This window comes from Hyphomonas sp. (assembly GCF_046313735.1).
In the GTDB taxonomy this organism is placed as follows: domain Bacteria; phylum Pseudomonadota; class Alphaproteobacteria; order Caulobacterales; family Hyphomonadaceae; genus Hyphomonas.
The window spans coordinates 117741-138757 of record NZ_JBKBXW010000002.1; the positions used below are offsets into that span (position 1 = coordinate 117741).

Annotated in this window: 23 protein-coding genes; 18 read left to right on the forward strand and 5 right to left on the reverse strand. The window is 65.5% G+C overall.

Annotation, left to right across the window (positions count from 1 at the left end; genetic code table 11):
• The 9 genes from ACK4SV_RS01725 to ACK4SV_RS01765 all read left to right on the forward strand — a co-directional run bounded on the left by ACK4SV_RS01725 (position 1) and on the right by ACK4SV_RS01765 (position 8053).
• Complete coding sequence (locus ACK4SV_RS01725; protein WP_409916059.1) at positions 1–492, forward strand: cation:proton antiporter subunit C; 492 nt, start codon at positions 1–3, stop codon at positions 490–492.
• Positions 489–2024 carry a monovalent cation/H+ antiporter subunit D family protein gene (locus tag ACK4SV_RS01730; protein ID WP_409916060.1) on the forward strand — a complete coding sequence of 512 codons (1536 nt, stop codon included), beginning with the start codon at positions 489–491 and terminating at the stop codon, positions 2022–2024. Before ACK4SV_RS01725 ends, ACK4SV_RS01730 begins: the two co-directional genes overlap by 4 nt.
• Positions 2021–3529 (forward strand): proton-conducting transporter membrane subunit, encoded by a 1509-nt coding sequence (locus tag ACK4SV_RS01735; RefSeq protein WP_409916061.1) that lies wholly within the window; start codon positions 2021–2023, stop codon positions 3527–3529. Before ACK4SV_RS01730 ends, ACK4SV_RS01735 begins: the two co-directional genes overlap by 4 nt.
• Positions 3526–3969: a hypothetical protein gene (locus ACK4SV_RS01740; RefSeq protein ID WP_409916062.1), complete on the forward strand. Its 444-nt coding sequence runs from the start codon at positions 3526–3528 to the stop codon at positions 3967–3969. The genes ACK4SV_RS01735 and ACK4SV_RS01740 overlap by 4 nt, the downstream gene beginning before the upstream one ends.
• Positions 3969–5744 (forward strand): proton-conducting transporter membrane subunit, encoded by a 1776-nt coding sequence (locus ACK4SV_RS01745; RefSeq protein WP_409916063.1) that lies wholly within the window; start codon positions 3969–3971, stop codon positions 5742–5744. Before ACK4SV_RS01740 ends, ACK4SV_RS01745 begins: the two co-directional genes overlap by 1 nt.
• Before the next feature lie 87 nt (positions 5745–5831).
• Positions 5832–6257, forward strand: a complete 426-nt coding sequence (locus tag ACK4SV_RS01750; RefSeq protein WP_409916064.1) for a MucR family transcriptional regulator — start codon at positions 5832–5834, stop codon at positions 6255–6257.
• Between the two features lie 141 nt (positions 6258–6398).
• A complete protein-coding gene (locus tag ACK4SV_RS01755) occupies positions 6399–6899 on the forward strand; it encodes a PAS domain-containing protein (protein WP_409916065.1) in 501 nt (166 codons plus the stop codon).
• A 102-nt stretch (positions 6900–7001) separates the two neighbouring features.
• Positions 7002–7352 carry a helix-turn-helix domain-containing protein gene (locus ACK4SV_RS01760; protein ID WP_409916066.1) on the forward strand — a complete coding sequence of 117 codons (351 nt, stop codon included), beginning with the start codon at positions 7002–7004 and terminating at the stop codon, positions 7350–7352.
• Complete coding sequence (locus ACK4SV_RS01765) at positions 7349–8053, forward strand: hypothetical protein (protein ID WP_409916067.1); 705 nt, start codon at positions 7349–7351, stop codon at positions 8051–8053. The genes ACK4SV_RS01760 and ACK4SV_RS01765 overlap by 4 nt, the downstream gene beginning before the upstream one ends.
• 12 nt (positions 8054–8065) lie before the next feature.
• On the opposite strand, the gene ACK4SV_RS01770 is transcribed toward ACK4SV_RS01765, so the two are convergent.
• The gene (locus ACK4SV_RS01770) at positions 8066–8485 is read right to left on the reverse strand and encodes a SufE family protein (RefSeq protein ID WP_409916068.1); all 420 of its coding nucleotides are present in this window, start codon (positions 8483–8485) and stop codon (positions 8066–8068) included.
• A gap of 99 nt (positions 8486–8584) precedes the next feature.
• Positions 8585–9547, reverse strand: coding sequence for a hypothetical protein (locus ACK4SV_RS01775; protein WP_409916069.1), 963 nt, complete (start codon positions 9545–9547; stop codon positions 8585–8587).
• A 144-nt stretch (positions 9548–9691) separates the two neighbouring features.
• On the opposite strand from ACK4SV_RS01775, the gene ACK4SV_RS01780 reads away from it, so the two are divergent.
• From ACK4SV_RS01780 to ACK4SV_RS01815, 8 genes are all read left to right on the forward strand, one after another.
• Positions 9692–11281 carry a sensor histidine kinase gene (locus ACK4SV_RS01780; RefSeq protein ID WP_409916070.1) on the forward strand — a complete coding sequence of 530 codons (1590 nt, stop codon included), beginning with the start codon at positions 9692–9694 and terminating at the stop codon, positions 11279–11281.
• A 180-nt stretch (positions 11282–11461) separates the two neighbouring features.
• Entirely contained in the window at positions 11462–11773 is a 312-nt protein-coding gene (locus ACK4SV_RS01785; protein WP_409916071.1) for a hypothetical protein, read from the forward strand.
• Between the two features lie 40 nt (positions 11774–11813).
• Complete coding sequence (locus tag ACK4SV_RS01790; protein ID WP_409916072.1) at positions 11814–12173, forward strand: DUF1491 family protein; 360 nt, start codon at positions 11814–11816, stop codon at positions 12171–12173.
• Positions 12174–12231: 58 nt separating this feature from the next.
• Entirely contained in the window at positions 12232–12567 is a 336-nt protein-coding gene (locus ACK4SV_RS01795) for a hypothetical protein (RefSeq protein WP_409916073.1), read from the forward strand.
• Positions 12564–12965: a hypothetical protein gene (locus ACK4SV_RS01800; protein WP_409916074.1), complete on the forward strand. Its 402-nt coding sequence runs from the start codon at positions 12564–12566 to the stop codon at positions 12963–12965. The genes ACK4SV_RS01795 and ACK4SV_RS01800 overlap by 4 nt, the downstream gene beginning before the upstream one ends.
• A 69-nt stretch (positions 12966–13034) precedes the next feature.
• On the forward strand, positions 13035–13403 hold the full coding sequence (locus ACK4SV_RS01805) for a hypothetical protein (protein ID WP_409916075.1): 369 nt from the start codon (positions 13035–13037) through the stop codon (positions 13401–13403).
• A 181-nt stretch (positions 13404–13584) separates the two neighbouring features.
• Complete coding sequence (locus ACK4SV_RS01810) at positions 13585–15516, forward strand: hypothetical protein (protein WP_409916076.1); 1932 nt, start codon at positions 13585–13587, stop codon at positions 15514–15516.
• Positions 15517–15716: 200 nt separating this feature from the next.
• Entirely contained in the window at positions 15717–17318 is a 1602-nt protein-coding gene (locus ACK4SV_RS01815; protein WP_409916077.1) for a peptide chain release factor 3, read from the forward strand.
• Positions 17319–17330: 12 nt separating this feature from the next.
• Here ACK4SV_RS01815 and ACK4SV_RS01820 read toward each other — a convergent pair whose 3' ends face one another.
• Together ACK4SV_RS01820 and ACK4SV_RS01825 are read right to left on the reverse strand one after the other, a co-directional pair.
• Positions 17331–17882 carry a PAN/Apple domain-containing protein gene (locus ACK4SV_RS01820; protein WP_409916078.1) on the reverse strand — a complete coding sequence of 184 codons (552 nt, stop codon included), beginning with the start codon at positions 17880–17882 and terminating at the stop codon, positions 17331–17333.
• Positions 17883–17960: 78 nt separating this feature from the next.
• Positions 17961–19781 (reverse strand): ABC-F family ATP-binding cassette domain-containing protein, encoded by a 1821-nt coding sequence (locus ACK4SV_RS01825; RefSeq protein WP_409916079.1) that lies wholly within the window; start codon positions 19779–19781, stop codon positions 17961–17963.
• A 44-nt stretch (positions 19782–19825) separates the two neighbouring features.
• Between ACK4SV_RS01825 and ACK4SV_RS01830 the strand changes: the two genes are divergently transcribed.
• Positions 19826–20305, forward strand: coding sequence for a PaaI family thioesterase (locus tag ACK4SV_RS01830; protein ID WP_409916080.1), 480 nt, complete (start codon positions 19826–19828; stop codon positions 20303–20305).
• Between the two features lie 59 nt (positions 20306–20364).
• Here ACK4SV_RS01830 and ACK4SV_RS01835 read toward each other — a convergent pair whose 3' ends face one another.
• A complete protein-coding gene (locus tag ACK4SV_RS01835) occupies positions 20365–20973 on the reverse strand; it encodes a 16S rRNA pseudouridine(516) synthase (RefSeq protein ID WP_409916156.1) in 609 nt (202 codons plus the stop codon).
• Between the last annotated feature and the right edge of the window lie 44 nt (positions 20974–21017).

Consider the following 21017-nt stretch of genomic DNA (forward strand, 5'->3'; position numbering starts at 1 on the left):
ATGCTGGAGTTCATCCTCGACCGCGCCAGCTATTGGGCGATCATCGGGCTAATGATGATCGGCCTTTACATCTCGTTCTCTGCCGAGAACCTGATCAAGCGCCTCGTCGGCCTGTCGATCTTCCAGACGACGGTGTGCCTGTTCTATGTGGCGCTGGCCAAGGTGGATGGCGGGACCGCGCCGATCCTGCTGCCGGAGGACTCGCCCTATGGCTACGCCCCGGTGATGGAGGGCACAGAGGAGCTGACGGCCGCCAGCGGTGAGCGCTTTGCCGAGCTGGTGCATGTCTATTCCAACCCGCTGCCGCACGTGCTGATGCTGACGGCCATCGTCGTGGGCGTGGCGACCCTGTCGGTCGGGCTCGCCCTGATCGTGCGCATCCGCGAGGCCTATGGCTCGATCGAGGCCGATGAGCTGCGCGACATGGACATTGAAGCCGCCGATGCGGAAGAGGCGGAAATCGCCCGGGAGCTCAAGGGAGCCCCGGCATGATCCTCGAAACTGTTCTGACATCAGCCCCGGACTGGCTGAGAGCCCATGCGGCTGTTCTGGTGGTGGTGTTCCCGCTGGTGGCGGCGCCTTTGCTGTGCATGTTGCCGGGCGGGCGGCTGCCCTGGGTCCTGACGATCCTGACGACAGCCCTGTCCTTCCTCTGTGCCCTCGTCGTGCTCGCGACGATCCAGAGCTCTCCGGTCGGTGTCATCAGCTATCCGCTGGGCAACTGGCCGCCGCCCATCGGCATCGAGTTCCGGCTCGATGCGCTGAATTCGATCGTCCTCCTCATCGTGACCGGCACCGGGCTGCTCGCGTCGATCTTCGGCTGGTCGACGATTTCGGCGGAGCTGCGTTCGGAAAAGCTCGGCATGTTCTTCGGAACCTTCCTGCTCTGCTTCTCCGGCCTGCTCGGCGTGACGGCGACGGCGGATGCGTTCAACCTGTTCGTCTTCCTCGAGATCAGCTCTCTGGCGACCTATGCGCTGGTCGCAATGGGCGCGAAGCGGGACCGGCGGGCCCTGCCGGCGGCGTTCAATTACCTGATCATGGGCACGCTCGGGGCGAGCTTCTTCGTGATCGGGGTCGGCTTCCTCTATGCTGCGACCGGCACGCTGAACATGGCCGATATGGCCACGCAGCTGCCGGCACTGACGGGCAACCGGGCTGTGCAGGTGGGCTTTGGCTTCATCGTGGTCGGGCTTGGCCTGAAGGCAGCGATGTGGCCGCTGCACCAGTGGCTTCCGGGCGCCTATTCCTACAGCCCCAGCTTCGTGACGATGTTCCTGTCGGCGACGGCGACGAAGGTGGCGCTCTATGCGCTCATCCGGTTCCTGTTCACCGTGTTCCAGCCCGACTATGCCTTCGAGCAGGCGAGCTTCGTCTGGATCTTCGCGCCGCTCGGCATTGCCGCGATGCTCATCTGTTCCTTCCAGGCCTGTTTCCAGACGGATGTGCGCCGGATCCTCGCCTACTCTTCGGTGGCGCAGGTCGGCTACATGATCCTCGGCGTGTCGCTGGCGACCGCCTCCGGCGTCGCGGCGGGCCTCTTGCACATGTTCAATCACGCCCTGATGAAAGGCGCGCTGTTCATGGCGGTGGCCGGCATCTGCCTCACCTACAGCCGCTCGCACATCCGCGACTTTGCCGGGGCGGGCCGCAGCGCGCCCTGGACGATGACGGCCTTTGCGATTGCGGGCCTGTCGCTGATCGGCGTGCCGCTGACGGCGGGGTTCATCTCCAAGGTCCAGCTCGGCTCGGCCCTGTTTGAGTCTGGCTGGTGGTGGGCGGTGCTGCTGATGGTGTTCTCGAGCTTCCTCGCCGTCTTCTATATCGGCCGCATCCTGCAGGCGGTGTTCTTCATGCCGCCGGCCGACCCGCGCAAGCTGCCGAAGGAGGCGCCGGTGCTGCTGCTCGTGCCGCTCTGGATCCTGGCGCTGGCGAACATCTATTTCGGCGTGGCAGCTGACTTCCCGGTCAGCCTGGCGCGGGAGGGCGCTGTCGCGGCCCTTGGCGTGGAGGCGTTCCGATGAGCGCTGAAACGCTGATCCTGATGGCGCTGGGACTGCCGCTCGTCATTGCGGCAGGCATTGCGCTGGCCGGCAAGTTCCCGAATGTGCGCGAAGGCGTGACGATCGTCGGCGCGGGCGCGCTGTTCTGGACCGTGATCCAGCTGACGCTAATGGTCGCCGCCGGGGAGCGCCCGGAGCTGAGCCTCGGAGAGGCGGCGCCGGGGCTCGACTTCACCTTCCGGCTGGAGCCGCTGGGCGCGCTGTTTGCCTGCGTGGCGAGCGGGCTGTGGATCGTCAACTCGTTCTATTCCATCGGCTACATGCGCGGGAACCGCGAGCGCAACCAGACGCGGTTCTATGTCTGCTTCGCGATTGCGCTGTGCGGCGCGATGGGCGTGGCGATGGCGGGCAACCTGTTCACGCTGTTCATCTTCTATGAAGTGCTGACGCTGTCGACCTATCCGCTGGTCGCGCACAAGGGCGATGCCAATGCCCAGCGCGGCGCGCGGATCTACCTGCTGACGCTGCTCGGCACCTCGATTGGCTTCTTCTTGACGGCGATCATCTGGACCTGGGTGGTCGCGGGCCAGCGGCTGGACTTTATCGAGGGCGGGCTGCTGGCAGGCACGGATGCCTCGCCGGCGGTGCTCGGCGCGCTGCTCCTCTTGTTCGTGTTCGGCATCGGCAAGGCGGCGATCATGCCGTTCCATTTCTGGCTGCCCAATGCGATGGTCGCGCCGACGCCGGTTTCGGCGCTGCTGCACGCCGTGGCAGTCGTGAAGGCGGGTGTGTTCACCCTGCTCAAGGTGTCGATGTATATCTTCGGCACGGACCTCCTGAACGAAGTGCCGACGCGCGAGTTCCTGATGGACCTTGCCTGTTTCACCATCGTCGTCGCCTCGCTGATTGCGCTGACCAAGGACAATCTGAAGGCACGCCTTGCCTATTCGACAGTGGCGCAGCTCGCCTATGTGACGCTGGCCGCGATGCTGGCGCATGAGGCAGGCTTCCTCGGCGGCTCGATGCAGATTGCCGCGCACGCTGTGGGCAAGATCACGCTCTTCATGTGCGCGGGCGCCATCTATGTGGCGACCGGCATCACCAACGTTTCCGACCTGCGCGGGCTGGGGCGGAAGATGCCGTTCATCTTTATCGCCTTCTTCCTGGCGTCGCTGTCGATCATCGGCATTCCGCCGTTTGCGGGCGACTGGGCGAAGTATGAGATCGTCAAGGGCGCGAACTATCAGGGCTATTACTGGATCCAGTATGTGCTGCTGACCTCGGCGGTGCTGAACGTGATTTACCTGCTGCCCATCCCGATCCTGGCCATGATGCCGCCCAAGGGTGGCAAGCTGAAGCCGTTCAAGCGGCCCGGCGGGGCACCGGCCTTTACCGTGGCTGCGCCGATGCTGACGGCGCTCCTCTGCATCCTCCTGTTCCTGCTGGCCCAGCCGGTGATCGATTTCCTGACACCGGCCGTTGAAGCCGCAGGCGCCAGCCATCTTGCACAAGGGGGCCTGCCATGAGCGAGGAGACGAAAACGCCAGAGCGCGACTCCTCCGGCCGCTTCATCCGGCGCGCGGCGGAGCGGGTGAATGCCCTCAGCCGGACTGGCCCGGGCGGCGAGCATCCGATGGGTCGCATCTTCTTTGGCTGGACGGAGTCCAAGGCCGCCGGCGCGCTGGTCTTCTGGGCGGTTGCGGCGATTGCCGTCCTGCTGGTGCTGCTCGATCTCGTGATCGTCCGGCCGGAGCGGATCGCGCTTGCCGGCGCGGCTGGCTTCTATGCGCTCTGGGGCTTCGGTGCATTCACCGCGATCTGCCTCGCCGCCTGGCCGCTGGGGCGGCTGCTGCGCCGGGATGACAATTACTATGGCGAGGCGAGCGGCCCGCCGGCCGACATTGATCCCGCCATCGCGGAAGACAAAGGCGCCGGCAAGCCCGGCCCGGATGAGGGAGGCGCCTGATGCCCGGCTGGCTTGTTGCGCTCAATCCCGGCTGGCTGCTTCTGGTGACCGGCCTTCTGGTGATGGTGCTGCCATCGCGGCAGATCCGTCAGCTGATCCTGATGGCGGCGCCGCTGGCGGGTATCGCGCTCCTCAGCATGGCCCCGCATCAGAGCGATCTGATGATGGTGCAGATCTTCAATTACAGCGTCAGTGCCTACCGGGTCGATCCGCTGAACTTCGTGTTCGGGCTCGGCTTCCTGATCGCCGCGCTCCTGGTGGCGGTATACTCGCTGCATACCGACAATGCGCGCCGCGAGGGGCTGGTGCTCGCTTACTCCGGCGCAGCGGTCTCGGCCGTGCTGGCGGGGGATCTTGCGGCGCTGTTCTTCTTCAGCCAGCTGGCGGCGTTCGGTTCGGTCTTCCTGGTGATGCAGGCGGGCACGCGCGGCGCCTACATGGCGGGGATGCGCTATCTCGTCATCCAGCTGGTGGCGATGATCATCCTGCTCTACGGCCTCTCCTATGTGGGGCGCTATTCCGGCGACCTGACGCTGAAGGCGTTCACGAGCTTCAGCGACAAGGGCGCGCCCTATGTGTTCCTGGCGTTTGCGATCCAGGCGGCGTTCCCCTTCCTCAACAACTGGCTGCAGGACGCGCTGCCGAAAGCCTCGGTGACCGGCACGGTGCTGATGGCGGCGTTCACGACCAAGATCGCGGTCTATGCCTTTGCGCGGCTCTATCCGGGCTTCGACATCCTGATCTGGATTGGCGCGCTCATGGCGGTCGTCCCGGTCTTCCTGGCGCTGATCGAGAATGACCTGCGCCGCGTGCTCGCTTTCTCGCTGAACAACCAGGCGGGGATCATGCTGTGCGCCATCGGGCTCGGCGTGGCGGGCACGGGCAATGCGCTGGCGCTGAACGGTGTGGCCGCTCATGCCTTCGTGCATACGATCTTCATGCTGCTCCTGTTCATGGGCATCGGCGCGGTGCTTTACCGGACAGGCACAGCCAAGGTGACCGAGCTTGGCGGGCTTTATCGCTCGATGCCGTGGACGGCGCTGTTCTGCCTGATCGGCGGGGCCTCGGTGGCGGCGCTGCCACTGTTCTCCGGCTTTATCTCGCAATCGATGATGCTGAGCGCGCTGGTCTCTGAAGCCGCTGCCCAGCCGGGGCTGATTGCGACCTGGCTGATGATCCTGTTCGCGATGGCGGGCGTTGCGGCCCATGCCGGGGTGAAGGTTCCGTTCGCGGCCTTCTTCGGCAAGGACCGCGGCCACCGGGTCAAGGAAGCGCCGTTCAACATGCTGCTGGCGATGGGCATGGCCGCGCTCCTGTCGGTCACGCTCGGCCTGCCGGCGCTGCTGCCGGGCTTCGGGTACAGCTGGCTCTATGGCCTCCTGCCGCACACGATCGAGGCTGCCGCCTTCCGGCCCTACACCGCCGGGCATGTTCTGCCCCATCTGCAGATCTATATCTTCGCCCTGTTCGCCTTCATCCTGATGCGCCGCACCGGCGTCTACCCGCAGGAAAAGCCCGGCCTGCTGCTGGATACCGACTGGCTCTACCGCCGGGCCGGCAAGGGTCTTGTCAGCTGGGCCGGAACGGTTCTCGGCAAGACCGGGCCGGCGCTCGACGGCGTGTTCGCGGGCCTCCTGCAGCGGGGATATGACCGGCTGGAGGCCACCTTCAGCCCGCAGGGCAACCTTGCCCGCGGCGGCCTGTCTGGCGGCGCAACGATCTGGACAGCGGTGATCCTTGCCGCCGTGCTGCTTCTGTCCTTCTTGAACGCCTGACGCGGCAGGCCGGCCCTTCGCTGTAGTCTGCATTTGACGACAACGCCGCAGGACCTACGCTTACCCGGAGTAAAGAGGGGAAGCGCCATGCAAGATCGGTCCGCAGCGGGTCCGCAAAGCGATATCTGCGTTGAACATGCAGCAGAAATCGTGGCGGCTTATGTCAGCCGGAACCAGGTGGGCGCTGATGCCTTGCCGGCGCTGATCCGGCAGGTCCACGCTTCACTTACGGGGCTCTCGGCTGAGGCGCCTGAGCCTCCGGCCCCGCCGCAGAAGCCGGCCGTGCCGGTGCGCAAATCGGTTCAGACCGACTATCTGATCTGCCTCGAAGACGGGATGAAGTTCAAATCCCTCAAGCGCCACCTCCGGTCGAAGTATGACATGACGCCGGAACAATACCGGGAGAAGTGGGGCCTGCCGGCGGACTATCCGATGGTCGCGCCCGGCTATTCCGAGAAGCGCTCAAAACTCGCCAAGAAAATGCGCCTCGGCAAGGCACGCTCCCAAGCATAGAATCAGTCTAGTTGCATCATTGCGCGGGCGTAACGAAATAATTCAGTAGCCTGTATTAACAAAATGCTTCTGTGACTCTTGATCCCCGACTCAACTCGCGCAATAGGTGAGTCTTGCGAATCACCACGGGGGTGGCGAGACATGCGACACAAGAACGGTTTTGCCGGGGTGACCCCGGCGCAGCAGGCGCTGGTCGGTTACTGGCAGGCCTGCCGTGACAGTCTGGGCTGCGTGGCCCGGGACACGATCAATCCCGGCGTTTTCCGCAGTATGCTGGCGAACATATCTCTGGTCGAGATTGATGCGGGCGGTGAAGGCCGCTTCCGGATTGCCGGCTCGCGGTTGCGGGACCTGTTCGGCACGGAGGTGCGCGGGCGGCCGGTAGCCGAGATCGCCGGCGCACATGGCGAGTGCTACGCGCTCGGCCTTTCGGCAGCCATCGAACGCGGCGAGCCTGTTGGAGGCCTGATCGAGACCGGTGGACGGATCCATGCCTGGCTGCGCTTGCCGCTGGCCGGGGAAGATGGCCGGCTGAGCCAGGTGCTCTGCCATGACGAACTGCTGACTGCAGCCGAACTACGCGCCATTCCGGCTTTGCGGGAGGGGCTTATCCAACAGTCCGGGACCCGTTTCGCGGCCTGAACCTGTTGATCCTTAAGGCATCTTGCTTGCAACTGTAGGAAATCAATCCTACACCTCTCCCGGGCGGGTTATACTCCTGCTGGTTGGCGAGAGGAGTGGCGCATGACCGCGCAGAAGTTTGACCCCAGGAAAGATGAGGATGTGGCCGGGCTGGCGGCCGCGCTGGTGGCGTTTGCGCTCGGCTTGTCCGCCGAGGCGGTGGCCGGGCCGGGCCGGGGCAGGCCGGTCGAGGCGAGGGCCCGGCACGTGGCCATGTATCTCGCCTATACTGGCTGCGATATGAGCCTTGCGCGAGTTGCGAGGGCTTTCCAGCGGGACCGCTCGACCGTGGCACATGCCTGCCAGCTGGTTGAGGAGTACCGGGAGGATCCGGACTTCGACATATGGGTGGAGCAGCTGGCGGTGGGCCTGCGCTCTGTCGCTGTGCTTGCGGCGCGGGAGCTTCCAGCATGAGTGGAGCGGGACGTATCCTGGCCGGGCCGGAGATTGACCGCCTGCTCGCCGCCGGCGGAATGCTTGCCGAGACAGAGGCTGGCTGGCTGGCTTACCGGCGCCGCGACGGGCGGACACGGGCCGCGGGATCTGTGCCGCTGCGGATTGTCGAGCGCCTGCAGGACGAGGGCGTGCTGACCGAATTGAAGCATCCCGGCGGACGCTGGGCCAGCCGGGCGGCGCTGGCGGCGGAACAGGCGCTGCCTGCACCGCCTGCGCACCTGACCTTCCTGACCGCGCCGCGCCCAAGACGGGTGGCGTTGATCCTGACGCTCTTGACCGACCCGAAGCTCGCCCCTGCAGAGGCCGCGCGCCTGAAGGCTGCCGGGCAGCGTTTCCTGGCGGACCTTGAACAGGCGGCTACACCGCAGCGGGTCACCATGCGGTGGGACGGGCTGCCGCTGGGTGTCGGGGCCCCGGCGGGCGGAGGCGGGCCCGTGCAGCCTGCCGCTTCAGCCGCGCTGGGCCGGCTCGAAGCGGTCCAACGCTCGATTGGCCGGGCCATGTTCCGGCGGGCGGAAGCGCTGCTGGCAGAGCGGGCGACGCGCCGCAGCTTTGCCGAGCTGTGCGGCTGCGCGGTGAAGGAGGTGTCGGGCGCCGGGCTCGATTGCCTGCGGCAGCTCGCCCGGGCCTATGCGCTGGATGTGCGGGTGCCGCGCTGAGGTGGGCGCTGGTCAGCCTGCGAGGGCGGCCTTCGCATCGCTGCGGATACGGGCCAGCATGGACGCAAGCCCATTGGAGCGCTGCGCCGTCAGCGCGCCCTTCACGCCGATCTCGTCGAGGAGGCCTTCGGCATCGAAGCGCGCAGCTTCCTCCGGGGCGGCGCCGGAATAGAGCCGGATGAGCAGCGCAATGAGGCCGGAGACGATCATCGCATCGGATTCGGCGCGCAGGTTCAGCTGGCCGCCGGCGGTGTCGGTCACCAGCCAGACCTGGGATGCGCAGCCGCGCACCCGGCTTGCTTCGGTGCGTTCATGCGGCGCCAGCGGCGGGTTCGATTTGCCGAGGTCTATCAGGTGGGCGTAACGCGCCTCCCAATCCTCAAGCCATGAGAATTCTTCGCGGATGTCTTTTGCGGCGGCCTCGATACTCATGCGCCTCATCTGGCGCTTCGCGGCGCAAAAGAAAACCCCCGTCACGAGGGGGTGACGGGGGTATTCTTTGCCGGGCGCAAGGCTGACGGCGCGTATGCCTCAGCGCGAAGCGGTGGCGATGCAGCTCGCGATCCCGCGCAGGGCGTGATTGCTGATGCATTGCGGAATGTCGGACTCGGTGCGCATCGAACCAACGCAGTTCGTCAGCGTGCCCTGCTCGCGCGCAATGCACATGCGCATGATCGGATCGAGGGAAATGTTCTCGATCGAGCTGCGGTGGTCTTCGCCCGCTTCGATGATCCGCATGGCGGCGACGGAGGCGATCAGGTTCGCGGCGCGCTCCTGGCTCGGGCCCGATGGCTTGGCGGCGACCCGGTTGCCGGCCAGGAAGGTCGGCAGGCGCACCGCGCGGGCAATATTGCCGGTCACGGCTGCAGCCACTTCAACGCTGGCCTCCAGTTCTGAAACGTCCGCCGAAGGCGTGACAAGGGCAGCGAGGATCGCATCACTTGCTGTGTGGCCGTGCCTTTGGCTGGTCGAGAGGAGACTTGTCCGGGCGGCATGGTCGCGGATGAGGGCCTTGCCCCAGCCAAAGCTCTGCAGGGTGTAGCCCTGTTCCCAGATACGGTCTGCGGCAGCGTAGACGCGCGGCAGGTCCTGCTCTGTGGCCTTCAGGGCCGCGCCGACGGCGCTGTTGCCGCCATCCAGGGTGCGGGCAAAGCCGGTGCTGTTGGAGAATGTGCTGAGAACCGCATCGCGACCGTAATAGGATTCCGCGTTGCGCACAGCGCCGCGGAATTCCGGGTCCTGGGAAGCGATCAGTGCGGAATAGGAGATCCAACCCCGGGTAAACTGATCAGGATTATGACCGCCGAGCTTGGTCAGCGCCATGTTGATGTCATCAACTGACTGGAACGGTTTCTCGCCGATCTCGTCCACATCGGACTGGTAAGTCATGTAGACGGCCGCTTTCTGCGACACCGGATCGATCGATTGGCCGGCCGCAACGCCCGCCAGCCCCAATACGGCGAAAACCGCCGCGCAAGCCCGCAATCCTAGCATGTGAAACTTCCTCTCCCACTGCGCGATATTACTGCCCCAGTTTTCCCCCTGGGGGAACCTCACCTTGCCTCATTGTTTTATTACAAATACAGCAGAGCGACAGATCGGAAGAATACCTAAAACTCGTGTCCGGGGTATTAACGCTTGGACCGCCGCAGACAGCAGAAACAGTTACACTTTGTTCATCTCGTCTGGCTGGCGCTCAGCGCTGCGGCCGGTGTGTCCGGGCTGCTGGCAGGCGCGTCTGCCGGCACTGCAGCGATTGCTGCTGCTTCGGCGGCGGTGCCCGGTTTGGCGGGACTGATGGCGCCGGCCGCAAGCCTCGCCGGGCGCGGCCTGATCGTGATTTCCTGGACCGGTGTGGCGTTGGCCGGCCTGATCCTCAGCGGGGGCGGACTGTCGCCTCTGACCGTTCTGCTGGCAGCTGCGCCCGTCGCCGCACTCCTGGCCGGGGCCCGGCGAATGGCGGCCGAAGCGGGCGTGTTTGCAGCCTTCGCGCTGTTTTCGGTCATAACGGCCGGGGCCATGGGCGCGCTGCCGCCTGTGCCGGACGGGGCATTGTCACTCGCGGTTCCCTTTGCCTTTGCGGGCTTTGTCCAGATCGCGCTCATGATCTGGTTGCTGGTGCCAAGGAGCCCGGCGCTGGCTGCCGCGCAGGCTGCAAATGGCCCGCCCGCTGCGCGGCGGAGCGCGGGTGCGCCCCTGCCGATCCTGCCCGCGAGCGGGGTGGTTCTTCTGGATGTCACGCCGGAAGGCCGCTTGCGTGCTGTCACTGGAGACCGTTTCGGGATGTCGACCCTGCGGCCCGGCACGGCCCTCAGCGCGGTGTTCGAGCCGGGCGCACTGGAAGCAGAGCCCGGACAGCCCGGAGCGAGGCTGACAGGCGAAGCGCGCCTCAGGAACGGGCAGGCGGTGCTCGTCGCCGCCGAGACATGGGCCGAGGGCATGTCGATGCTGCTGTTCGCAAAGCCGGACCTTCCGGAAGGGGCCAACGAGGCGGACAAGGCCGCGTTCGAAGCGGAGCTGAAAGCGCGCACGGCCTTCTTCGCCTCGCTCGGCCATGACCTGAAGACACCGCTGAACGCCATCCTCGGCTATTCGGAAGTGATGCAGGCCGAACTGATGGGGCCGATGCCGGAGCCCTATGCCGATTATCCCTCGATCATCCTCGAGAGCGGCAATGACCTCCTGCTGATCGTGGATGACATTCTGGATCTGGCGCGCGCCGAAGCGGGCCGGGTGCGGCTGGATCCCGAGCCGGTGGACCTGTCGGCGTCGGCGGAGTCGGTCATCCGGCAGCTGTCAGGGCAGGCAAAACGCGCCGGCGTGACGCTGAAGCTCAAATCATCCGGCGAGGTCTGGGCCGAGGCAGACGCACGCGCCGTACGCCAGATCTGGCAGAACCTTGTCTCCAACGCGATCAAGTATTCCGGCAGCGGCAGGACCGTCACGCTGGAGACCCGGATTGAGGCCGGAGCGGCCCTGCTCAGCGTGACGGATCGCGGCGCCGGGATCGCGCCGGAGGATCTGGAACGCCTGGCCGAGCCTTTTGCGCAGGCCCCGGGGGCGAAACCGGGCACAGGGCTCGGCCTGTCGGTGGTGCGCCGCTTTGCGGAGCTGCATGGCGGGAGCCTCAGGCTAACCTCCAAGCCCAGGCGCGGCACGAAGGCGGAGGTGACCCTGCCCAAGGCGCAGGAGTCCGACCTGTTCTCGCTGGACGGGGCCGCCGAATAGGCCCCGGGCGGTTTGGCACGCCTGTTTATCGCGCTGCTGGCCGGCGAGAGCGCGGAAGATGTTTTCGGCATATGTCACTGAGGGCTTGGTTGCCATGACCCCTGTGCTGGCCACCCTCGCGCTGGCATTCGGTCCAGAACAGTGTCATTGTCTAAATAACTGAATCAAAAGGGACAGGTTATGAAGCGCATATTCATCGGCGGGGCGCTCGCCCTCGGGCTGGCCGTCGCAGCTTGCGGCGGCAGCCAGAGCGACAAGGCGGCCATCGCAAAAGCCTGCATGGCGGATGGTGAAAACGAAGCATTCTGCAATTGCGTGGCGGACGGCATGGAGCGGGATCTGGATGCGGAAACATTCAAGGCGTTTGCAAAGGCCTCGGGCCCCAGCGGCATCGGCGCTGACGAGTTGCTCGAGAACCTGCCCGAAGGCAAGCAGATGCAGGTTGTCGGGGCGCTGATGAATGTCGGCATGACCTGCGCCCTCGGCGGGTGAGGACTCGCGAGGTAACCGGGTCAGGAGTCGCAGGGCCTTGATGGAGCGCCTTCCCGCGCGGCTTTGGATCGACGCGCTGATCCGGCGCGCGAACCTCGCTGGCGCGGGCGCGTTCGTTATCCAGCACGGCGATGAGGCGCGCGGCGATGTGCTGGTCAAGGTCGCCCGCCTCAATGGCACGGCGGCGGTGTACGCCCCGTCGATGAACCTTGAGGGCGAGCGGATTTTCCTGAACCTTGCCGTGCAGGGCATCGGGCCGGAGGAAGCGGCTGTGGATGCCTATGTCGCCCGCGCGAAAGCGCGCGACCGCGACCTCTGGATCGTCGAGATCGAGGACCGGGAGGGCCGGCACTTCCTGACTGAACCGGTCGAGGACGACGCCCCTCGAACCGGGGGGTGACGCCCGCCGGGGCGGCCGGTACTTACGGTGATGTAGTATTCAGTTGCGGGAGTGACCCATGCGCAGACTTGCCCTTGCCGGCCTTCTCTTTTCGGTCGCAGCGCCTGTGGCCTTTGCCGAGGAGCTGGCCTGCGGGCCGGCGCCCGTGCAGGCCCACTTACATGCCCGCGAGGCGGAAGCCCGGCTTGCCCGCGATGTTGAGTTTGCGAGGGAAATGCCCCGGTGGATCGTGGAGGACTATGAGGCCGGCGCTATCGACCATGTTGAAGAATCGCGGCTGCTCGCCGAGGCGGAAGAGGAACTCTATGCGGCCGAGACGGCGCATTCTGCTGCCACCGCGCACCGCGTAGCCCTGGACGCCCAGATGGAAGCCTGCAAGGAAACGCCCCTGTGAAGGCAATCCCCGTCGCCGCCTTGCTGATCGCCGCCGCCCCCGCTGCGCTCGCCTGTGAGGCGTTCTGGCCGGATATGGAGCGGGCGGCCCTTGCCGTCAGCGCCAACCATCAGGAACAGGCAGCCCTGCGCTTCCGGCTGGAAGATGCGCACGCCGTCGCAGATGAGTATTACGCTGACATGTCGGCCTATGGCGAATACGATGGATGGGAAGCCGATGCCGAAGCCGTGGACGCCGACGTGGCGGCTGCCGAGGCGGCTGTTGCCGAGCGCGTGCCGTTCTGGGATGCGGCGGATGCCGAACTGCTGACGGCAATCGAGGCGCATGAGGCTGCCTGCGGTCCGGACCGGCGCACGCAGGAACTGCTTATCAGGCACCGGATCAGCCTCCGGCGCTGAAACCGTAAACGCCCTGTTTACCGGCGCCCCGCAGATTGGCACCCGAGGGCAATCGGGGGCCGGGCAGCCATGCTGTTCCTGTTGAATGACATCGTGACGGAGGTGGAGGCGCCGGAAATGCGCCTGCTCGCCCGCAGCAAATTGCTGGGCGTCGATGTGCTGGGGCTGCGCCCGCGTGAGGCGATGGACCTTGCCCGCCGCAAGCTGCAGGCCTGCCACGACCGGGGCGGGGTTCCCGATGCGGCGCTGGTGAGCGACCTTGCCGCGCTGATTATCGCCAAGACCGGAGCCAATGCGGCGCTGTTCCCGGTGCATGAGGGGCGCGTCGCCGAAGCTCGCCTGACGATCCTGCCGGAAGCCATCCTCGAAAACGTGCGCACCCGCTATGCCGAGGGCGACCGCCCGGACATCCGCGCCTTCTGGACGCGGGCGGCTTAGGGCAAGCCGAGCGGGAGGAAATCGCTGATCTTGGCCATCGCCGCGTTCGGCAGCCTGGCTTGCGCACCGACAGCAGTGACGACATAATTTATCGGGGTTGGCACTGCACCTGCACCGCATTGCATGGATTGTCGGTGTCGCCGAGCGGGCCTGAAGGCAGTCACGTGGCAGGGAGAATTCTATGTTTGCGATGAAATGGCTGGCACCGCTGCTGATTGCAGTCAGCCTCGTCTTCGCTCACGCACCAGCGGCCAATGCTCAGGAAGCGGTCGAGATCAGTGAACGAAACTTCTCCGTCAGCCGTCTGGGCACTCGCCACGAGGTCAGCGGTGTAGCACCGGACGGCACGACTGTGCGCTACCGGATGGAACCTTACCGCCTAACGGCCAAGCGCAATGTGCGTTTCAACGGCGAGCGCCTGAAAGAGGGCGACGTCCTGCAAGGATGGGCGCGCAGCGTGAACGGCCAGAACCGGTGGATCGTGCCGCCCTCTCGTGAAGTCACACTCGTGCCCGGCCAGAATGTCGCCTATGCGCGTCGCGCCGCAGGCGACAAGACGCTGATCCTGATCGATCTCATCACCGGTGACAGTGCCGATTCCGGTCTCGCGGGCCTTCATTTCGCGCCTTCGTCCTATCCAGTCGCCAGTTTTGAAGAGCGCAATGGCCGCTTCGAGCAGGTACACAAATATGGCCCCTCTTTCGGATACTATCTCGGCGTCCTGCCCGATGCAGCGCCCGGCGAACTGGCCCTGCTCGGCCCACGGGGCGAGGCTGTGGCGATCTTGTCAAATGTTGACCAGCCGAAGGGCCAGAGGGTCATCAGCTATGCCGAGCATGAGCAGCTTCTGGCGGCGAACCCTCTTCTGCAGCATCAGATGCGGCTCGTTGGCCCGGATACGGGGGAAACTTTCCTACCGGTACACCAGCGACGGACCTCTATGCTGACCCTGATCGATTACCCGGTCATGGCCACCAAGCAGGGGGCGTTCGTCGTTCGCCATCGCCAGCCTGATGGAGCAGTCTCCTGGGGCATCTACGGCCGCGACGGATCCCTGCTGATGCCGATGCTGGATGACCTGCACTTCACCTTCAAGACAGAGGCAGACGAGACGTCAGCGCTACGCCAGCACATCCCCTATTTCGTGTTCATGGTTCCGCTTGACGTCGAACGAAACCTCTATTGGCCCATCCGCGACGATGGCCGGCTTGCCGCCGGTGGCAATGGCATTCGGGGCATCCGGCCGATCTTCGGCGCCGACTTCCTGCGTGACAGGATGGGCCACTGGCCATCGGGCTATTCCAATCCCTGGATAGCAACGGGCATTCTTTGGGAAAACGACGGCGAGGAAGTCTGGGCCATCGGCAATCGTCCGATCAATGACGACCGCATTGCAGAGACACGAACGGCGGCTGTTTGGGAAGGCTGGCAGGTGATCGACTGGGGCGTGCGGACGGTGGAGTACTACTCGCCCAACACCGACGCCTATGGCATTCCACTCGCCAATAACGCGCTGCGACCGATGCTCGCCCGCGCGGCATTTTCCATGGGGTTGTTTGCGCAGATGAAGGGCGGTCCGGTCTTCATCCTCACGCCTGACGAGGCGAGCCCGCAGCCGGCTGCGTGGTTCGAGATGAGCATCGGACCCTTCGTATCCTATCAGGCCGCCCAGAACGGCCTGACTGCCTACAACAGCGCAGTCATTCAGGAGGCCAGTCAGAGAAGTGAAGTGAGGCTCGCTGAATACAGGACCCAACGCGCGCAAAGGGTCGCCGAAAATGAGCAGGCGCTGCGGAATCTGGCGCTTCGCTCCATAGAACGACAGGGTCCTGGAAGCGAGGCAGATGTTGCGCTCTTCTGTGCCCATAGGGACGCGGCAGCCTGCGAAGGCGTGCGCGCGCGTTGGCAGGAGATCCTCAATCCGCCGCCGCCTGACCCGAGAAATTTCCCGGGCGGCTTTGGCGCATTGCTGGCGATCGCCGCTGACCAGGCCTTCGCCAACTATGAAGCCAGTGTGGCGGCGCGTGGTCGGACGGGCCCCAGCGAACTGGGACCTGGCTATTCGTGGTATAATGGAAAGCTCTATGGCCCGAACAATCAGGTTATTCGCTAAGGCCGGTGCCCGCCACGCCCAGCACTGACCTGCCCTAGGACCTTCAAACCAAAGTCGCATTGCTTAGCGACCGGCTGTTTAGGGCGAAACCGCGACCGTTCGATTAAGCGCTGCCCCCCATTGCGCCGACCTCCTCAGCCAGCCCCTTCATTCCAAACAGCAAATCGGCTAGGGCGTCCGGCGAAGAGAGACCCTGACCCATGTCGCATGTGACTGAAGCCGCCCGGCGGCGCACCTTTGCCATTATCTCGCACCCGGACGCCGGCAAGACGACGCTGACCGAGAATATCCTGCTGGCCGGCGGGGCCATCCGCGCAGCCGGTGAGGTTGCGGCGCGCGGCGAGGCGCGGCGCACGCGGTCTGACTGGATGAAGATCGAGCGCGACCGGGGCATCTCGGTCTCTGCCTCGGTCATGACCTTCGAGTTTGACGGCTATATGTTCAACCTGCTCGACACGCCGGGCCACGAGGACTTTTCCGAAGATACCTACCGTACACTGACGGCGGCGGACTGCGCGGTCATGGTGCTCGACGCGGCCAAGGGCATCGAGCCGCAGACGCTGAAACTGTTCGAGGTCTGCCGGATGCGCGGCATCCCGATCGTGACCTTCATCAACAAGATGGACCGCGAGGCGCTCGAGCCCATCGCGCTGCTGGACGAGGTGCAGGACAAGCTGCAGCTCGACACCGCGCCGCTCTACTGGCCGGCGGCCAGCGGCCAGCGCTTTGCCGGGATGCTGGACCTAGAGCGGGGCCGGTTCCTGCAGTTCGAGCGGCGGCCGGGCGAGCCCGCGCGGATTGGTCCGGCCACGGAGATTCCGGGTGACACGGAGAGCCTGAAGGCCAATCTTGATCCCTATGTCTGCGCCGAGCTGACCGAAGGCGTCGAGATGGCGCGCAGCCTCTTGCCGGCGTTTGATGTGCAGGCCTTCCGGGAAGGCAATATGACGCCGGTCGTGTTCGGATCGGCGCTGCGCTATTTCGGCGTCGCCGAACTGCTCCGTACGCTGCATTCCTATGCGCCGCAACCGCGCGACCAGAAAGCCCAGAGAAAGGGTGAGCCGCTGTCCGTCCATGCCGAGGATTCCTTCGTCAGCGGCTTTGTCTTCAAGATCCAGGCGAACATGGACCCCAACCACCGGGACCGCGTGGCGTTCGTGCGCCTGTGTTCGGGGGAGTTCCGGCGCGGCATGCGGCTGAAGACGACTGCAGGCAAGCAGCTCAATATCCACAATCCGCTGATGTTCATGGCACAGGACCGCGAGATCGCCGAGACGGCCTATGCCGGCGATGTCATCGGCGTGCCCAATCATGGCCAGCTGCGCGTGGGCGATTCTTTGTCCGAGAACGGAGATATCCAGTTCGGCGGCATCCCGAACTTCGCGCCGGAGCTCTTGCGGCGCGCGCGGGTCAAGGATCCGATGAAGGCGAAACACCTGCGCAAGGCGCTCGAAAGCCTTGCCGAAGAGGGCGTGACGCAGCTGTTCACCCCGCAGATCGGCTCCGACATGATCGTCGGCGCGGTCGGCCAGCTCCAGTTCGAGGTGATGATCGAGCGGATGACGGCGGAATACAATCTCGAAGTGATGTTCGAGCCGGCGCCCTATAATGTGGCGCGCTGGATGTCGTCTGATGATCCGAAAAAGATCGAGGACTTCATGGAGAAGAACAAATCCGCTTCAGGCACCGACCTTGACGGCGCGCCGGTGTATCTCGCGAAGAATGCCTGGGACGTTGGCTATGCGCAGGAAAAAAACCCGGGCATCCGGTTCACGGCCACCAAGGAACGCGCGCTTAGCTGATCATGGGCCTGATCAGGGCGACGGGGCGCTCGCGGCTGCCAGAGACTGCAATGCCTCCGTAAGGGCGGCATAGTCGGTGTCTGATCCGGCATCGGCTTTGTCGCCCGAGGCGCCGCCGATCAGCTGGCCCGGCAGGGGCGCGGGTTCATAGGCGACGGGGGCTACGCTGCCCCACATAGCTGCGCGCACGGTAGGCGAATAGCCGGACACCGCAAGGCGGTTTTCTTCCGGCCGGCCGCCGCCGCGTTTCAGTTCGCAGCGTGCCGGGGAGGCGCCATAGGATTCGACAAACGACCAGGCGCGGCAGCTGCTGGCATCCTGGCAGGCGGTCTCGCAGGCCGCCGGGGTCGAGCCGTCCTTTACCGAAAATGTCGAGCCGAACCGGTAGACGCCATACTCATAGCCGGGGGTCCGGTGGCCGGGGGCATCGCCGGGCCACTGCGTTTCGGTCACGTCCAGCGGCTTCAGCGAGGGGACGCTCAGCGTGCGCCCCTCCCGGCCATCGGCATGGGCCATGGCGGCCAGGCCAAGACAGGCAGCTGCAATCAGCAGGACGAGGCGCATGAGGTCTACTCCCGGCAGAATATCGGGAACAGGATAGCGCCAGCGCGTTAATGAAGCGTTTGCCCTGTGGCGCGCGTTTCAGCCGGTGAGGCTTGCGCGCTTTTCCTCGATTTCCAGCCACTCGAATTCGGCCGCGTCGAGCTCCGCGCGCGCCAAGCCGATGCGGGCGGAAGCGGCATTGAAAGCTGCCGGGTCGCGGGCATAGAGGGCGGGATCAGCAAGGGCGGCTTCGAGTTTCGCGATCTCGGCCTGCAGCTTCGGGATCAGCGCGTCGATTTCCTTCTGCCGGTGCTCGTCCTTGTAGGAGAGCTTGGTCTGCGCCTTCGGTTTCGGCGCGGGCGCGGTTGCAGCGGGCTTTGTGGCGGCAGGCTTGGGCGCATCCTTGCGGCGGATATCCTTCAGCTGCATCTGCGCGTCCGACCATCCGCCGGCGGTCTGGATCCATTCCCCGGCGCCTATGGGAGAGAGGCAGCTGGTCACTGTCGCGTCCAGGAAGGCCCGGTCGTGGCTGACGAGGATCAGCGTGCCTTCATAGGCGAGCAGCATGTCCTCGAGCAGGTCGAGCGTCTGCATGTCGAGATCGTTGGTCGGCTCGTCCATCACGAGCAGGTTCGCCGCGCGGGCCAGGCCGATGGCGAGTGTCAGCCGGTTGCGCTCGCCGCCGGAGAGGGCGCCGACCGGCTGGCGCAGTTGTTCAGGCCGGAACAGGAAATCCTTGGCATAGGCGGCGACATGGCGCTGATGGCCCTGCACTGTGATGGAATCGCCGCCAGCCGGCGCCAGCGCTTCCCAGATCGTGTCGTCCGGGTTCAGCGTCACCCGCGTCTGGTCGAGATACGTCACTTCCAGCGTGCTGGCATGGCGCACACTGCCTTCGTCCGGTTCGATCTCGCCCAGCAGCAGGCGTACGAGCGTCGTCTTGCCTGCGCCATTGGGCCCGATAATGCCGATCCGGTCGCCGCGCAGGATGCGGAGCGACAAGTCCGTCGCGATGACGAGCGGACCCTCGGGCGTCTGGAAGGTCTTGGAGAGGCCCTTTGCCTCGATGACCTTCTTGCTGAGGGAGTCGCCGGCATCTGCCGTGATCGCGGCGGTGGCCTTGCGGTCGTTCAGCGCGCTGCGGGCCTGGGCGTGCTCGGCTTTAAGGTCCTTCAGCCGGGCGAGGCGGCCCTGGTTGCGCTTGCGCCGGGCGGTGACGCCGCGGGCGAGCCAGTGCTGCTCCTCCTTCAGATGCGTCGTCATCTGGCGAAGCTCGCGGGCTTCCTCCTCCTCGATCTGCTCGGCCCACTGGTCGAACTTCACATAGCCTTCCGGGCTTTTCAGCACCTTGCCCTGGCGCAGCCAGAGCGTGTTGGTGGAGACGGCTTCGAGGAAGCGCCGGTCATGGCTGACGACCAGCACAACGCCGTTGAAGGCCCGCAGGCGGCCTTCGAGGTATTCGATCATCGGCACGTCGAGATGGTTCGTCGGCTCGTCCATCAGGATCAGCGTCGGCTCGGCAGCGAAGGTTTTCGCGAGCGCCGCCCGGCGCAGTTGGCCGCCGGAGAGTGTCTTCGGATCGGCCTTCGGGTCGATGCCGAATTCCATGAGTTCCGCCTCGGCCATATAGGCGGCCTCGAGCCCCTCGGCGGCATAATCCAGCACCGTGTCATAGCCCGACAGGTCCGGCTCCTGCGCGAGGCTGGCGGAGGTGACGCCGGGCTGGCGCCAGACCTCGCCGGAATCGGGCTCGATCACGCCGGTGATGACCCGCATCAGAGTCGACTTGCCCGCCCCGTTGCGGCCGACAAGGGCCGCGCGCTCGCCCTTGGACAGGCTGAGCGTCACGCCTTCAAAGAGCGGCGTGCCGCCAAACGAAAGACGCACATCGGAAAGGCTGATCAGGGGCGGTTGGGCCATGCGGGCGGGCATAGCGGCTGTGCGGGCCTGACGCTAGGGGATGGATGGACAAGCGCCGGCCGCAAACGCAGTGTCAGTTCCATGTCGGAACCTACCAACCCTCTCGCCATTCCGGACGGCTTTCGCCCCACTTCCGCAAATCGCGGTTCACCGATCCGTGGGAGCCGCTGTATTCGCGTGCAACGGAGCGCGAGGTGGCGATTGGCCTGATCCTGTCAGAGGCGCACTGCAATTCGCGGGGGCTGGTGCATGGCGGCCTGATCGCCTCGCTTGCGGACAATGCGATGGGGCTTTCCTGCGTCGCCGCCCTTCAGTCAGAAGGGCGCGCGGCGCCGGCGGGACTCGTGACGGTCACGCTGAACACGGATTGTATTGCCGCGGCGCGCCTTGGCCAGTGGCTTGTGACGGACACCCATTTCGTCAAAACCGGCGGCACGCTCTGCTTTGCCAGCGGCCTGGTGCGGGCAGATGACGTGCCGGTCGCCCGTGTCAGCGGGACGTTCCGGGTATTGTCGGGATCCTGACAGAGCGATCAGTCGAATGTCCGGCTGAGGAGCGGGCCGATGCTGAACTGGCCGGCAGATCAGCGTAGCAGGCCGCGCTCTTCCTCCGTCAGCAGGCGCCACTGGCCTTCGGCGAGGCCGTCCAGCGTGACGGGGCCGAAGCGGGCGCGGTGCAGGGTCTCGACATGGTTGCCGGCGGCGGCGAACATGCGGCGCACCTGGTGGTAGCGGCCCTCGGTCAGCGTCAGGCGCGCGCTGCGCGCGCCGGTGACCTCCAGCCGGGCGGGCAGGCATGGCTTGTCTTCGCCGCGCAGGACAAGTTCGCCGGAAGCAAACAGCGCCGCCTCATGGCCCTCCAGAGGCCGGGCGAGCGTGGCTTCGTATACTTTCTCGGCACTCGACTTTGGCGAGATCAGCCGGTGCAGCAATGCGCCATCATCCGTGAACAGAAGGGCGCCGGTCGTGTCCGCATCGAGCCGTCCGATGGAGGAGAGTTTCGGGTCACGCTTCAGGAAGCGCGGGGGCAGGAGGTCATAGACCAGCCGCCCCTGATCCGAATGCGAACAGGTAAAGCCCGCCGGCTTGTGCATCAGGATGACCATGCCAGGGGGCGGGTCCAGCGGCTCCCCGTCAAAGCGGATGTCCTCGCCCCAGCCTTTCACGCGGCCGCGCGCGATGGCGGCCTCCATCTCGCGGCGCGAGCCATAGCCGAGGCCCGCCAGATATTTTGCGA

Bases quoted from the DNA above. Each gene is read 5' to 3' on its own strand.
- ACK4SV_RS01725 (WP_409916059.1), top strand. From the start codon at position 1: ATGCTGGAGTTCATCCTCGACCGCGCCAGCTATTGGGCGATCATCGGG.
- ACK4SV_RS01730 (WP_409916060.1), top strand. From the start codon at position 489: ATGATCCTCGAAACTGTTCTGACATCAGCCCCGGACTGGCTGAGAGCC.
- ACK4SV_RS01735 (WP_409916061.1), top strand. From the start codon at position 2,021: ATGAGCGCTGAAACGCTGATCCTGATGGCGCTGGGACTGCCGCTCGTC.
- ACK4SV_RS01740 (WP_409916062.1), top strand. From the start codon at position 3,526: ATGAGCGAGGAGACGAAAACGCCAGAGCGCGACTCCTCCGGCCGCTTC.
- ACK4SV_RS01745 (WP_409916063.1), top strand. From the start codon at position 3,969: ATGCCCGGCTGGCTTGTTGCGCTCAATCCCGGCTGGCTGCTTCTGGTG.
- ACK4SV_RS01750 (WP_409916064.1), top strand. From the start codon at position 5,832: ATGCAAGATCGGTCCGCAGCGGGTCCGCAAAGCGATATCTGCGTTGAA.
- ACK4SV_RS01755 (WP_409916065.1), top strand. From the start codon at position 6,399: ATGCGACACAAGAACGGTTTTGCCGGGGTGACCCCGGCGCAGCAGGCG.
- ACK4SV_RS01760 (WP_409916066.1), top strand. From the start codon at position 7,002: ATGACCGCGCAGAAGTTTGACCCCAGGAAAGATGAGGATGTGGCCGGG.
- ACK4SV_RS01765 (WP_409916067.1), top strand. From the start codon at position 7,349: ATGAGTGGAGCGGGACGTATCCTGGCCGGGCCGGAGATTGACCGCCTG.
- ACK4SV_RS01770 (WP_409916068.1), bottom strand. From the start codon at position 8,485: ATGAGTATCGAGGCCGCCGCAAAAGACATCCGCGAAGAATTCTCATGG.
- ACK4SV_RS01775 (WP_409916069.1), bottom strand. From the start codon at position 9,547: ATGCTAGGATTGCGGGCTTGCGCGGCGGTTTTCGCCGTATTGGGGCTG.
- ACK4SV_RS01785 (WP_409916071.1), top strand. From the start codon at position 11,462: ATGAAGCGCATATTCATCGGCGGGGCGCTCGCCCTCGGGCTGGCCGTC.
- ACK4SV_RS01790 (WP_409916072.1), top strand. From the start codon at position 11,814: ATGGAGCGCCTTCCCGCGCGGCTTTGGATCGACGCGCTGATCCGGCGC.
- ACK4SV_RS01795 (WP_409916073.1), top strand. From the start codon at position 12,232: ATGCGCAGACTTGCCCTTGCCGGCCTTCTCTTTTCGGTCGCAGCGCCT.
- ACK4SV_RS01805 (WP_409916075.1), top strand. From the start codon at position 13,035: ATGCTGTTCCTGTTGAATGACATCGTGACGGAGGTGGAGGCGCCGGAA.
- ACK4SV_RS01810 (WP_409916076.1), top strand. From the start codon at position 13,585: ATGTTTGCGATGAAATGGCTGGCACCGCTGCTGATTGCAGTCAGCCTC.
- ACK4SV_RS01815 (WP_409916077.1), top strand. From the start codon at position 15,717: ATGTCGCATGTGACTGAAGCCGCCCGGCGGCGCACCTTTGCCATTATC.
- ACK4SV_RS01820 (WP_409916078.1), bottom strand. From the start codon at position 17,882: ATGCGCCTCGTCCTGCTGATTGCAGCTGCCTGTCTTGGCCTGGCCGCC.
- ACK4SV_RS01825 (WP_409916079.1), bottom strand. From the start codon at position 19,781: ATGGCCCAACCGCCCCTGATCAGCCTTTCCGATGTGCGTCTTTCGTTT.
- ACK4SV_RS01830 (WP_409916080.1), top strand. From the start codon at position 19,826: ATGGACAAGCGCCGGCCGCAAACGCAGTGTCAGTTCCATGTCGGAACC.
- ACK4SV_RS01835 (WP_409916156.1), bottom strand. From the start codon at position 20,973: ATGGAGGCCGCCATCGCGCGCGGCCGCGTGAAAGGCTGGGGCGAGGAC.